Source organism: Ruthenibacterium lactatiformans, assembly GCF_000949455.1.
Lineage (GTDB): Bacteria > Bacillota > Clostridia > Oscillospirales > Ruminococcaceae > Ruthenibacterium > Ruthenibacterium lactatiformans.
The window spans coordinates 92,286-106,395 of sequence record NZ_JXXK01000006.1 but is presented as its reverse complement, the minus strand read 5'-3'; the positions used below and the strand labels follow the sequence as shown (position 1 = coordinate 106,395).

At 60.1% G+C, this 14,110-nt stretch carries 8 protein-coding genes; 7 read left to right on the top strand and 1 reads right to left on the bottom strand.

All coding sequences use genetic code 11. The features are described 5' to 3' along the window. The first annotated feature begins 117 nt into the window (after positions 1 to 117). The 5 genes from TQ39_RS06395 (at position 118) to TQ39_RS06375 (ending at position 9,848) form a co-directional block, all read left to right on the top strand. Entirely contained in the window at positions 118 to 2,649 is a 2,532-nt protein-coding gene (locus TQ39_RS06395) for a hypothetical protein (RefSeq protein WP_050004937.1), read from the top strand. A gap of 26 nt (positions 2,650 to 2,675) precedes the next feature. Further along, complete coding sequence (locus tag TQ39_RS06390) at positions 2,676 to 4,427, top strand: hypothetical protein (protein ID WP_050004936.1); 1,752 nt, start codon at positions 2,676 to 2,678, stop codon at positions 4,425 to 4,427. A 21-nt stretch (positions 4,428 to 4,448) separates the two neighbouring features. Continuing rightward, positions 4,449 to 7,328, top strand: coding sequence for a sialidase family protein (locus TQ39_RS06385; protein WP_050004935.1), 2,880 nt, complete (start codon positions 4,449 to 4,451; stop codon positions 7,326 to 7,328). 5 nt (positions 7,329 to 7,333) lie between these two features. Further along, positions 7,334 to 7,594, top strand: a complete 261-nt coding sequence (locus TQ39_RS06380) for a hypothetical protein (protein WP_156146200.1) — start codon at positions 7,334 to 7,336, stop codon at positions 7,592 to 7,594. A 667-nt stretch (positions 7,595 to 8,261) separates the two neighbouring features. Then, positions 8,262 to 9,848: a recombinase family protein gene (locus TQ39_RS06375; RefSeq protein ID WP_050004934.1), complete on the top strand. Its 1,587-nt coding sequence runs from the start codon at positions 8,262 to 8,264 to the stop codon at positions 9,846 to 9,848. Positions 9,849 to 9,860: 12 nt separating this feature from the next. Here TQ39_RS06375 and TQ39_RS06370 read toward each other — a convergent pair whose 3' ends face one another. Further along, positions 9,861 to 10,649: a hypothetical protein gene (locus TQ39_RS06370; protein ID WP_050004933.1), complete on the bottom strand. Its 789-nt coding sequence runs from the start codon at positions 10,647 to 10,649 to the stop codon at positions 9,861 to 9,863. 132 nt (positions 10,650 to 10,781) lie between these two features. Here TQ39_RS06370 and TQ39_RS06365 point away from each other — a divergent pair, with 132 nt between their 5' ends. Beyond that, positions 10,782 to 11,663 carry an aldose 1-epimerase family protein gene (locus TQ39_RS06365; protein WP_050004932.1) on the top strand — a complete coding sequence of 294 codons (882 nt, stop codon included), beginning with the start codon at positions 10,782 to 10,784 and terminating at the stop codon, positions 11,661 to 11,663. Between the two features lie 53 nt (positions 11,664 to 11,716). Next, a complete protein-coding gene (locus TQ39_RS06360; RefSeq protein WP_082052144.1) occupies positions 11,717 to 13,612 on the top strand; it encodes an alpha-glucosidase in 1,896 nt (631 codons plus the stop codon). Positions 13,613 to 14,110: the final 498 nt, after the last annotated feature.

Genomic DNA, 14,110 nt, shown 5'->3' with positions numbered 1-14,110 from the left:
TACTGCCGGGCAGCGGGGGCGGGGCAAAGGCTCCGCCCCCGCTGCCGTTTGTTTGGTAGGCGGCCCGGCGCTGCGCCGGGCCGAAAAGATGATAAAACAGAAATCAAGGAGGCCGCTATGAAACAGAAAAAACGAATTATCCGCATGCTTGCCGCTGTTCTGGCGGCGTCGGTCCTGGGCAGCTGGGGCGTTCCCGCCCGGGCGGCGGGGCCGGCGCAGGTCATCGTTACCGTGGACGGAGCGGACGTGACGCCCCTGGCCGGCGCGCGCAGGGTGGGCACCAATATCGAAATGTCCATGATCAGCGACGCCATGTGGCAGGCGAACGGAAACTGGATGGAACAGAGCTTTTTTGCAGGCGAGCTGGATATGATGCGCTGGGGGTATGACGCCTGGGCCTTTGACTGGGAACAGGAAACACCCCTTTCGGAGAACCGGTACTGGGGCGGGCTGAACAGCCGCGACGCGGCCGGGAGCTTCGGCCTGCGGGAGTTCATCCGCTTTTGCAAGCAGCAGGACATCGTGCCCTTCGTCATGATACCCATTGAATCGCTGGACGCCTTCGGCGGACAGGCCGGCCTGGAAAAGGTAAAGGCGCTGACGGCGTCGATGGCGCAGTACATTGCGCAGGAAGGGATAGAGCTGTGCTACTTCGACATGGGGAACGAGCCCTGGAACAACGGCGCGGGCGGTGTTGCCAACGCCAGGTATCTGGGCAGCCTTTTCCCGGAGTTCCAGCAGATCGTCAAGGCGGCAAACCCCAATTACCGCCTGGTGCTGCAGCGGGCGCCGGAAAATATTTTGTGGAACAGCTGGAACAGCGCGCTCGTCTCGGCGGCGCAGGGGGCGTTCGACGCATATGACGACCACCGCTATGCGTTCTACGGCTGGAACAAGTATTTTGACAAGAACAGCGACGCGCTGCTGGAGCCGGGGACGCCCATCGAGGGGAAAGAGGGCATTCTGGGCGAATGCAACATCGGCTGGACGCCGGTTCAGGACGATTGGAACGCGGGACATGTGCGGGACATGGGCGGCAGCATGGCGCTGCTGAACGCGATGCTGGAGATGATCGGGGACGGCAGGTACTCCCGCATCGTCACCTGGCCTTCGCATTATCCCAGCAAAGCGTCTATTTCGGGCTGTCCGGAAAACGCGTTCGGCTGGTTCGACCTGGACCAGTGGTATCTGGAGGGAAAGACTGTGCGCCTGACGGGCCCGGCGGCCGCGCACAGGATCGTCAACCAGAATGTTCTGGAAAACCGGCTGGGCGCGTCCAGCAGCGCGGAGAAGGTGCGGGTCTACGCATATTGCAATGCGGCGCAGACAGACCTGCGCGTGATCGTGCTGAACAAATGGGACGCCACACAGCTTACGCTGAACGTACCGGAGCAGATGGACTGCGTAAGCGCGATGGTGCTGAGCGGAGAAAGCGTATGGGACACGGCGCCGGAGTACCGCAGCCTCTTCGCCGGCTGCGAAGCCGTGACGGGCGGAAGCTATACGGGCGGCATACCGGGAGAGAGTGTTGTGGTGTACACGTTCAGCTCCGTCGCGCCGGGAAAAGCGCCCGGACAGCCGGAATTGCTGAGCCCCGGGAACGGCGCCGGCGGCGCGGGGACGGCACAGGCATTTGCGTGGACGCCCGTGGACGGCGGGCGGAACTACCGCCTTACCGTATCGCCCAACGCAGACCTTTCTGCACCCGTGATCGATACATACACAGGCATGGCGTGCCGCTACCAGGCCGCGCGGGAGCTTGAAGCGGGAACGACGTATTACTGGCGGGTAACGGCGGAAAACCAGGCCGGTTCCGCGGCGAGCGGGACGGCCTGCTTCACAACGCAGGAAGCGCCGGGGGGCGGGACGGTAACACTGAACAACGACTCGCCCTATTTGTCTTACAGCGCCAACTGGAACCAGCAGGCGTCGGCGGGCAGCTACCGGAACGACGATGCGTCCTGTAAAGAAAAAGACGGCTTTGTGGAATTCACCTTTACAGGCACCGGGGCGAAGCTTTACGGGCTTCGGGGAAACTGGTGCGGCATGGCGGACGCACAGGTGGACTTTGGGGCGCCCGTGCGCATCGACGCCTATGCCGGTACAACGCAGGAGCAGGCGCTTTTGTTTGACACCGGTGAGCTGCCTTATGGGGAACACACGGTGACGCTCACAGTCGCGGGAGAAAAAAACGAAGCGTCCTCCGATACGTGGATCGAATTCGACAAGGTTGAATTGTCGGACAGCCAAAACGGCGCGCCCGTTATAAATAAGGTCGTCTGGAACGACGAAAACCCGAATCTGAAAAAGTTTTCCGTCTGGAAGCACCAGTCGGTCCCGGGCAGTTATCACGACGACGACAGCTCCAGCAATACCTGGAAAGCGCACATCGAATTCAGCTTCGAGGGAAGCAATGCGGTGATCTACGGCCTCAAGGGGCCGTGGTGCGGCCGGGCGCAGATAACGGTGGACGGCGCGGCGGCTGCGGATATCGACGCCTATGCTCCGGAAATGATGCTGCAGCAGGTTCTGTACGATACAGGCACGCTGGAGCCCGGTACACATACGGTGCGCATTACGGTAAAGGCGGAAAAGTCGCCGGAGTCCAGCGGGCGCTGGGTCGAGATCGACCGGGTGGTCTGGCAGTAAGCGGCGCGCAGAGAAAGGAAAGGCTGATGGGAATGGAAACGATCAACGCCGCAGATTGGGGCGTCCTGCCAGGGGACGACGTTTCCCTGGCGGCGCGCCTCGGGGCGCTGCTGTCCACGCTCCGAGAAAGGCCCGGCGTCCGCCTTTGCATGGAGCCGGGGATATATCACTTTTACCCGCAGGGCCTGCCGCTGCACCGATGGAACATCTCGAACCACGATGCGTGCGGCGGGCAGGCGGCGGGGCTGCTGCTGGAGGGCTTTCGCGATTTTACACTGGACGGCGGAGGCAGCAGGTGGGTCTTTCACGCACAGATGCTCCCGTGCCGCGTCGCGCACAGCAGCGGCGTGCGGCTTGAGAATTTTTCCCTGGACCTTGCGCGTCCCGTTTATTCGGAGGGCGTGATACGGGAGGTCCGCCCGCAGCAGATGACGGTGTGGATCGACCCGGAAAAATATCCCTGGCATGTGGAAAACGGCCGCCTTGTTTTTACGGGAGAAAATTTCCGCCGCGCCATGCACCTGTGGCTGGAGATGGATGCAAAGACCCGCGCGCCGGCCTGGGGAACGGAGGACCTGTATTTTTGTACCGAAACCCAGAAGGTGGGGCTGCACCCGGCCATAAAGGCGGCGGCGGGAGACCTGGTGCAGATCACGCTGAAGGGCGGGGAGCATTTTTTTGCGGGCAGCCGCGCCGGCAACCGGCTGGTATTCCGGCACCATCCCCGCACTGCCCCTGCCGTTTATGCCGCGGATTCCAAGGATATCTGCTGTGAGAACATCCGCGTCCATCATGCCGCAGGCATGGGCTTTTTGGCCGAGCGGTGCGAAAACGTCACACTGAAGCGGTTCGACGTGACGCCCTCACCCGGGACGGGACGGTGCTTTTCGGCAGCGGCTGACGCCGCGCATTTCGTCAACTGCGGAGGGAAGGTCGCTCTGGAGCGCTGCCGGTTTGAAAACCAGATGGACGACGGGCTGAACGTGCACGGCTTTTATGCCGTGGTGCGCGGCCGGCCGGGCGCGCGCCGTCTGCTGCTGGACTGGGGCCACCCCATGCAGCGCGGCGTGCAGCTGGCACGGGAGGGAGACGTTCTGGCGCTGATGCAGGCAAACGTGCTGCGCCCGGCATGGCAGGGAAAGGTGCGCAGTGTGGCGGAGGACAAGGCGGGAAGAATGGTGGTGGAGCTGGAAACGCCGCCGCCGCTGCCGGAGGAGGGCCACTGGGTGGCTGAAAACCTTACGCTTTCCCCGGAGGTGACGGTGAAACGGTGCGTTTTCCGCGGAAACCGGGCCAGAGGCATGCTGCTCACCTGCCGCAGCGCCCTTGTGGAGGACTGCCTGTTTGAAGTCCCCGGCGCGGCGGTGTATCTGGAGGGCGAGGCGGAATACTGGTATGAATCCGGCGCAACGCGGGAGCTGGTTTTCAAAAACAACCGTTTTGTGAACTGCTCCTACATCCCCGCGTGGGGGGCGGCCCCCATCGTCGCCTGCCCGAAGGCGGCGCATTCCGGCGGCTGGTTCTTCCACCGCCGCATCGCGCTGGAGGGAAATTCCTTTTTCTGTTTCGACGAACGGATTTTGCAGCTTCGCCAGACGGGGGAGATCTGTATGACGGACAACCGATATCGCGCCACGCGCGCCTACCCGCCCCGGAAGGGAACGCGTTACGACGTCGCGGACTGTGGCTGTCTGCGGGAATTCCACGCCTTCCGGACGCAGGAGAAGGACGAAAGCACAAGCGCGGGGGAGACGCAGGCGCGCGCGTCCCGCGCGTAAGATGAAAAGGAGGCGCAGTCCATGAAAAAGCGTTTGGCGGCAGCTCTGTGCGCCGCATCCATTCTGTGGGCGGGGGCGTTCGTCCCGGCCCGAGCGGAGCAGGCCGCGCCGGACGGCGGGCCTGCCGCGCTTGCTCAATTTTTGGACGAGGCCCGTAGCACTGGCTTTGCCTATGTGCTGGAAGGGCAGGACCAGGTGTTCGACGGCGCCAGATGCCTGCAAGGCTCCGCGGAGGATATGGCGCGCCTGCAGGCCAGCAGCCAGGGTACGCTGCTGGTTCGCTACAATACGACGGCGGACACGAACCAGATCATTTTTGCCGCGGGAGGGTCCGCAGAGACGGAAGGGTGCGGGGCGCTTCTGGCGAATGCGGCGCCGTCGGTGGACCGGCAGCGCGTCCAGTTCCCGGGCGGGATGCAGGCAAATCTTGCAGACACCAGGGCGTCGGGCAGCTGGCACACATTTGTGTACAGTGTGGATGCATCGCAGCCGGGCGTTACGGAAGGCAAAACGGTCACCAGCTTCGACGGGAGCGCCGTTACGCAGTATCCGGACTATGCCTCCTGGTTCAACGCCAATGAAACGGTCAACGGGCTGAAGTTCCTCAGCATCGGAAATGTGGAGGGCGGCCTGCCGGGCGCGGGCGGGTTTGTGGGGCGCATCGCGGCAGTTGCCTTTATTCCCCGCGCGCTCAGCCAGCAGCAGGCGGCGCAGCTTACCGGGGAACGCTGGGGACAGGCCCCGCAGCTGCTTTACGCCGCAGAAAATATCGTCATAGAAACTCCGTCCCAGGCGGTGGAGCTGGAGCAGACGCTCGCGGGCCGAATCGCCGCTTTGGACGAGATGACGGTCATCGTGAAATTCAAAAATACGAACACGGGCGTCGGTTCGCTGTTCAGCGTAAGCGACCCCGCACAGGCCGCGGCGCATTTTCATATCTACCAGAACAACGACAGGCTGGGCTTTGAATACCGGGATAGGGACGACCCCTTCTATGAGGCGTCCTGCACGATATATGCCAGAGAGTGGAACACGGTGGCCTTTTCAGCGGGGCGCGATACAGGGTACCGCCTGTTTGCCAACGGCGCTCTTGGGGCCTCGCTGGAAAAAACGGGGGCGGATTACCGCTTTTTGAGCGACGCGGCCTCCTGGTCGAGCTGCAGCGTCGGCAAGACGGTGCGCGGCAACGACCCGGAGGGATATCCCTTCACCGGGACGATCGAGCGTTTGGAGATCTATGCCGGCGCGCTCCCGGACGAGGAGCTGGCCGCCCGCACCGCACAGACGCAGCGCGGGGACGCTTTCGTGTTTTATGCGGGGGACGCGACGGGCTCGGCGCATTTCCGCATCCCGTTTCTGTGGAACACTCCTGACGGGACGCTGATCGCCGGGGCGGACGCCAATTTCGGCAGCGGCGGGGATTCGGCAGAAAACATCGATATCGCATTGCGGCGCAAGCCCAACGCGGCCGGATACGGGGCGATGGAGGGCTGGCAGGATGCGTTCGTACCGGATGCGATGCACATGCTGGACTATGCGGATGAAAACGGGTACCGCCAGAGATCCGCATCTTTCATCGACGCGGTGATCGTTCAGGATACTTTGGGCGGCGGGCGCATCCTGCTGCTTGCCGACGCCTGGGCCTGGAACGGAGGCCTGTTCCAGCACCTGGCCGATGCGTCCGGCGGCACCGAGATGCGCAGCGTGGCCAGGGGGGACGGCTTCTGTACGATCGGGGGCAAAAAATATCTTCTGCTTTCCGACCAGAACCGGAAGGGGAACGCCAACGGGCAGACGGGGAATATCAACGAAAACACAGACCGGAGCCGTTTTAACTACGCTGCGGATATCTACGGCGCGCCGGACGAAAACGGCCGTTACCCGGTCTACCATCTGAACGGGACGCCCAGGGCGTACAAGGCGGTGGGCACGCCCGTCAGCGATGCGAACCTGTCGCTGGGCGGGCTGTCGGCGTACAGCCTTACAAAAGAGTATGAGCTTTGCAGGGACGGAACGCTGCTGACCGTGGCCCAGAACGCCGAAAACCAAAGCGCAGGGCCTGTGGAAGTACCGATGAAGATATTCTACGAGGACTCGGAGCTGCAGATGTACAACACCAGCTATATCATGCAGTTTTACAGCGATGACGGCGGCGCCAGCTGGCATACGGACAAAATCATTTCCGGCATGGTAAAGCGGGAAAGCTCCCGGTATTATATCCTCGGTCCCGGGCGCGGGCTGCAAATACAGAACGGCGCTTATGCGGGGCGGCTGATCGTGCCGGTCTATTATCAGGGCGCGCCAGATGCAGAGGTCATTTACAGCGACGACGGAGGCCGGACATGGAAGCACGGCGAAAGCGTTTCCTCCATCTACGGGCTGAGCGAAGCGGCTCCGGTGGAAATGCCGGATGGAAGCCTCAAGCTGTTTTTGCGCAACACGTCTGTTTTGGGCGGAACCGTCGTCGAGGCGACCAGCACGGACGGCGGACAGACCTGGCGGGACGTCAAATCCACATTTGGAAACAACAGCGCGGGCATCAACTGCCAGATGTCGGCCGTCCGGCTCGGCAGTCCGGTGCGCTCCCGTGCGGACGGGAAGGAATATCCGGCGCTCCTGTTGTCCTGCGCCAACCGGAAGGACCGCACGAACGGCAGGCTTTTCATGGGGCTGCTCAAGGAGGACGGCACATACCCCGGCGGCGCCCGCAAATACCGGATCGACTGGGAATACCAGTATGACGTAACGCCGGCGGGAACGCTGTATGCCTACAGCTGCCTGTCCGAGCTGAATGACGGGCGTGTGGCGCTTTTGTACGAATCCTCCCCCTCCGCCTCCTGGGACGAAGGGCTGCAGAGGATCTATTACCGGGAGTTCCGGGCGGAGACGCTGATGAATTGAAGGATATGGGCCGCCGAAGGAACAGGCGGTTCCTCCGGCTTCTCCCATTTGGCCCGGAAGTGGTATATTACAACGACCATGAGAGCGCGGCGCAGGTGCTGCACGGCTGGTACCCGGAGATGGAGCGCATCCTGCAATGCAGGCCCGCCGGAAATGCCCTGTATGCCTGCGGCCATGCATACGCCGGACAGCCAGTGCTCGTCAGCGAATACGGCGGCAGCTGCTTCACGGAAAAAGGCGCGGACGGCTGCGGGATATTCCAGTGACTGCGCTCCCCGGGCGTATACTTGCCATATCGCGGAACTTACAGCCGAACTGCTGCACACTCCATTGGTGCAGGACTATTGCTGCACGCAGCCATGCGAGGGGCAGAACGGGCTGCTCGCCTATGACCGCACGCCCAAGGTGCCTTTGGAGCTGATTTGGAAGGCGAATGAGGGCTGAGGCGCCGGAGCGGCAGCCATGCTCCTGGTTTTATATGCAAAAGGTATCAGCAGGCTTTCAGAGATGTACTCTGGAGGCCTGTTTTTTATTGCTGCGCCATAAAAAAGCGCATTTTAATGGCCGCAGGCCGGGGACGGCCTGCATGGCAAAAAAATAGTCTGCGGCTATTTTTTTATATGATGCAGGCTTTGAACGCTGCTTTCAGGCGCGCGAAGAGACATTATTTTCGGTATTTTGCCGTTTGAGGCAACATACCATGGACCATGGGGCTTGCAGCCCCGTACATGGCGCAGCAGACAAAATATGCGGGGGCAGAACAAAATGGGAAAAAGAGCGTATACCATATCCGAGACTTTTATCTCAGACACTTTGCAGGAACGGGAAAGGAACCTGGAAAAATTGGCGGCGGAATACTTTCGTATTCTTGAAAAGCGGCTGGTACATACCGGCGCTTGAGTACAGCGGCTGCAACGAAAGGCAGGGTGAACGATGAAAGCTGCAATTTACTGCCGGTTGAGCAAGGAGGATGAGGAATTAGAAAAAGACGGAAGTGGGAGAGAATCGGAGAGCATCCAAAACCAGAAATCCATGCTGATCCATTATGCGGTCGAAAAGGGATACGATATTTATCAGATCTACTGCGATGAGGATTATTCGGGCGTTGACCGCGCCCGTCCGGCTTTCAACCGGATGATTGAAGCGGCCGGCCAGCACAAATTTGATGTCATTCTGGCAAAAACACAGTCGCGCTTTACGCGTGATATGGAATTGGTGGAAAAATATCTGCATGGGAAATTTATTGAATGGGGCGTTCGCTTCATTGCCATCGTGGACCATGTGGACACTGCGGACGAGGCAAACAAAAAAAGCCGCCAGATCAATGGCCTTGTCAATGAGTGGTATCTGGAGGATCTGTCCAATAATGTCCGTTCCGTATTGTCCCACAAACGCAGGGAAGGAAAATTTATCGGTTCTTCCGCTTTGTATGGGTATCAGAAAGACCCGGCGGACAAGAATCATCTGGTGATCGACCCGGAAGCAGCAGAGGTGGTAAAGCGTATCTTCGCACTTTATCTGGCGGGCAACGGAACGACCCGCATTGCGAGAATACTGAACGAGGAATGCGTACCTTCGCCGACACAGTATAAGCGGGAGCATGGTGTTGTATGGAAAAGGCCCGCGCGCTACAAAAATGAGGATCTGTGGGGAAAGGCGACGATTTACCGTATGCTGACCAACCGAAGCTATGCCGGAGATATGGAACAGGGAAGACACAAAAAGGTGAGCTATAAATCGAAAAAGACCGTGTGGATCCCGAAAAAAGATTGGATCGTTGTGCCAGGCACGCACGAAGGGATCATCGAACGGGATAGTTTTGAGCGTGTGCAGCAGATGTTGCGCGCGCATGCCCGGGGCGGAGGCCGGGGCACAGTAAATCCACTGGCGGGGAAGGTGGTTTGCGGGATATGCGGTTGCACGATGGAGCAGACCGCTTCGGGCTGCGCCGGCAAAAAAACAGGAAAGGCGAACCGCTACTTTCGCTGCCGCACTTCACAGCGGGACAAAACACGCTGTCCGGGGCAGAACTATATGCCGATGGAGCAGCTGCAGGAGCTGGTACTGGAGCGGACGCGCTTCCATATCGCTGGGCATCTGAAGCCGGAATGGTTTGAAGCGGAACAGATAAAATCAGAAGCGGAGCAGTGCCGCCAAGCGAAACGTGAGGAATTGGAACGTCTGAAGGCGGAAATACAGCGCCGCCGGAAAGCAATGCAGGAACTGTATCTGGATAAAAGCAGCGGGACCGTCAGCTCCGCGCAGTTTGCGCAGATGAACCGTGCTTTTTTGGACGAAGCAGATCGCCTTGAAAAAAGGTGCGTGCTGTTGGAAGACGCCCTGGCGCGGGCAGCGAACACGCCAGGGCAGAAAAAAACGCTGGAGCATTGCTTCAATGCAGCCGGGGAAATAAAAGCGTTGGACCGTGAGCTGGCCTGCCTGCTGATTAGAAAAGTAGTAGTGTACCCTCCCGATGTCATGGAAAACACCCGGAAAATTGAAATTGACTGGAAGTTTTGAACAAAAGGGGCTTTAAAGGCCCGGAATTGTGGGGTTGGTTGAGCCTACCCAGGTGGGATATACCTCGCTGGAGGCGACGTTTTTGATGTAATCGCGGAACGATACCGTCACGTTCTGCACATTGGCCGAGGGGCGGCCCAGGTGTACCATGATCTTTTCGGGGATGATGGGCTGGTCCAGAATGCGCGGGCGGCAGGCAGACAGCGGGGTGGGGCCGGAGGATTCGCCGCCCTCGAACAGCTTGTGCGTGGGGATATCGAAATCCTCAGGGAGACTGCGCACGGTGTAGGCGGCCGTTTCGTCCTCCTCCACAGGAATCATGAGCAGTTCCAGCAGGCTTACCTCACCGTCGAATACCTGCACACCCGCCACATGCACGGGGTCATAGCCCTCATGCTCGGCGGTCACGTCCACCACGGCATAGGGCAGGACGGTACGGTTGTTTTCGTCCAGGGAGTAAGAGCGGGGCGGGCAGGCGATGGCAACGTCGTCGGACAATGCCTCGGGACCGGTGGTGACGGTTTTGTCCGGGATTCCGGTGCCGGAACGCTGGGATATGGTGACGATGACGTCAGGCACGGGCTGCGCGTTGCTGGCGGCGAAGCTGCGCAGGCGCAGAAAGCCTGTGCCGGTAAGGTCCGCCGCGGCGATGGCGGCGGTGATGTTTTGAGCGGGTGAAGGCGCGCGGGGTGCGGTGCGGCACCTGCACTGCGGCACAGCGGCGGCGGGCTCCGCACCCGGAGCGGCACCGCTGCTGCCGCCGCATGCGCACATGGCGCGGCCTTGTTTGTCAGAGTTCATACAAACACTCCTTTCTTGTCTTAGGATATTCTTTGAAAACCTGTGCTGACACCCGGGCTCCCTCTTCCTTTTTGCCGTTGTTTGGGATATACTGGTTTTAGACCCGAATCTTGGAGCGAACGGAGGGCGTTTATGGAATTTACGATTGAAAATAATTTTTTGTGCGTGCGGGTGCAGAGCAGGGGCGCTGAGCTGTGCAGCGTGGTGAAAAAGGAAACGGGCGAGGAGATGCTCTGGCAGGCGGACCCAGCTGTGTGGAACCGGCATGCGCCTATTCTGTTCCCCTACTGCGGGCGGCTGAAGGGCGGCGCGTTCACCCACAACGGCGTGTCCTATGAGGGCGGCCAGCACGGCTTTGCCCGGGATATGGAGCACGCGCTGGTGGAACAGAGCGGGGACAGCGTGACGCTGTGCCTGGAGGCAAATGTGCTGACGATGGAAAAATTCCCGTTTGCATTCAAGCTGTTTTCCACTTTCCGGCTGGAGGGCGTGACGGTGCACCACGACATCCGTGTGGAGAACGACGGCGGCGAGGTGATGCCCTTCGCCTTCGGGTACCATCCCGCGTTTCTGTGCCCGTTCGACGCGGCGCATAAGGCGGGGGACTACGTGCTGCGGTTCGATACGCCGCAGACGCCCACCGTCATCGAAACCGGGGAGGACGACGGCCTTGTGACGGGCGCGACCCGTGTTTATTTTGAAAGTGAGACAGACATTCCGCTGCATGACGGCATGTTCGACCACGACAGCACCTGCTTTTCCCGGCTGACGGCCGGGAGCCTTTCCATTGTGGAAAAAGAGACGGGCCGCCGCGTGAGCGTGGGGATCGAAGGCTACCCCTATGTGCTGATGTGGAGCGCAAAAGGCCCTGTCCGCTATGTGTGCATCGAGCCGTGGCACGGCTTGCCGGACGCGCGCACGGCCAGCGGCATCTGGGAGGAAAAGCCCGACACGGTGCGCCTTGCGCCTGGCGAAAGCTGGAGCACCGGCCTTGCGATGACGTTCGCACGGTGAGGCGCGCGTTTATTGGAAGCACGCGGCACGGCCGCGCCGAAGGAGGTTTGTTTATGCTGACACGGGACAGCCGCATCGGCGAGATCTATGCGACGCCCATTGGGCACGACATCATCCATACGCTGCTTTTGCAGACGGGCCTTCCGGAAAAGGCCGTCGCCAACCCTGTGGTGCGCCGCCTTTCACTGCGCGCTTTGCAGAAGCTGGCGCCGGGCAGGCTGGACGACAGCCTGGTGGATTCCCTGCTGGGCCTGCTGAACCATGAAACGCAGACGCCGCCCGCGCCCACAGGCGGCATCACCCGCAAATGGTGGAAGGAGGCCGTGGCCTACCAGATCTATCCCCGCAGCTTTGCGGACTCAAACGGCGACGGCGTGGGCGATCTGCGGGGCATCCGCGAAAAGCTGCCCTATCTGAAGGAACTGGGCGTAAATCTGCTGTGGCTCTCGCCCGTATACGATTCCCCCAACGACGACAACGGCTATGACATCCGGGATTACCGGAAAATCATGGCCGAGTTCGGCACCATGGAGGATTTCGACGCCCTGCTGGCTGAGGCACATGCGAACGGCATGAAGCTTATCATGGACCTTGTGGTGAACCACACCTCCGACGAGCACCCCTGGTTCCAAAGTTCCCTGCGCGACCCCGACGGTCCCTGCCGGGACTATTACATCTGGCACAAAGGCAGGGACGGAAAAGAGCCGAACAACTGGGTGAGCTTTTTTTCCGGCCCCGCGTGGAATTACTATCCCGAACGGGACGAATGGGCGCTGCACCTGTTCAGCAAAAAGCAGATGGACCTGAACTGGGATAACCCCGCGCTGCGCCGCGAGGTCTATGACATGATCGACTGGTGGCTGGCCAAGGGCGTGGACGGTTTCCGCATGGACGTCATCAACCTGATCTCTAAGGACGGCCTGGCTGACGGCAGCGAGGCGTTGGCGGGAGCCATCGGCCTGCGGGGCATCGAGCATTATTTTTACGGCCCGCGCCTGCACGAATATCTGGCAGAGATGCGGCGGGAGAGCTTTGGCCGTTACGACGCCGTCACTGTGGGCGAGACGGCGGGCCTGGGCATGCAGATGTCCAAAATGCTCACCGCGGAGAGCCGCGCGGAGCTGGACATGGTGTTCAACTTCGACGCGCTGGAGAACCCGGGCAAGACCCGCTTTGACGATTACCGGTACGACCTGCGCTACCTGAAAAAATACCTGTTGGACTGGCAGCAGAATTACGGTGACAACTGCTGGATGAGCCTGTTTTTTGAAAACCACGACAACCCGCGCATGGTGAGCAAAGTGAATCCGGACCCGGCTGTGCGCGCGCCGCTGGCAAAGCTGCTGGCGACGCTTCAGCTCACGCTCAAGGGCACTCCGTTCATCTATCAGGGGCAGGAGCTGGGCCTTGCCAATGTGGATTTTGCATCCATCAACGAGATCAACGACGTGGAGAGCCGCAACCTGTACCAGGAGCTGTGCGGCAAAATGCCGTCGGAGGAAGCGTGGAAGCGCATCCTGGCCGGTACGCGGGACCATGCCCGCGCGCCCATGCCATGGAACGCGGGGCCCAACGGCGGCTTTACCGCAGGAACGCCCTGGCTGCGCATGGCGGACGGCTGGCAGACGTGCAATGCCGCCGACGAGATGCGGGACCCGGATTCGGTGTTCCATTATTATAAGAAGCTGATCGCGCTGCGGCGGGAAAACCCGGCGCTGGTATACGGCGCGTTCCGTCCCGTGTTTTTAAAGACGAAAAGGCATGCGGATGTGTTCTGCTATTTCCGTGTGCTGGACGGCAGAAAGTTTTATGTGGAATGCAACCTGACGGCCCACCAGACGCCGCGCCCGGCGCCGCTCTCCGGCGCACAGGCAAAGCGAATCGGTAATTATGCCGAGGAAGCGCCCGTGCTGCGCCCCTATGAGGCAAACGTATACGAGGTGCTGTGAGCGGGCAGCGGCCCGCCGGAGGGAAACGGCAAAAAGCGTCTTTTCGCATAGCTGCTCATAAAACGGCATCAAGCGCCATCCCTGGTGATATCCTGTGGTGCAAGTAGCTTATCCGTTGGGATAAGGCGGAAAAGTTTCGCCCAAAAGAAAGAGATATGATTGCAGAACTCTGACGGAACAAAGCTGCAACACGCCATACTGAAAGGCGGCAATAAACCGTGGCTCTTTTGTCTGGCTTTTATTTGAAGAATTTTGCACTTATCGTTGCGCCATATTCGTTAGCGTTCAATGGGGTAAACAAGAAGAATATGAACAACCTGCCTAAAGATTTCCATTGAGGCTGTTTCTATCGCTTACCCAATTAAAGCACGGCAACTCATTTTGAGTTGCCGTGCTTTATTAGATGGTTAATATATACAATTTTGTGAAGCAGCTAAGTTGCACACTAAGAGAAATTATTGTTTCCTACCGTTAGATTCGCAAGGGACTTCCATACAG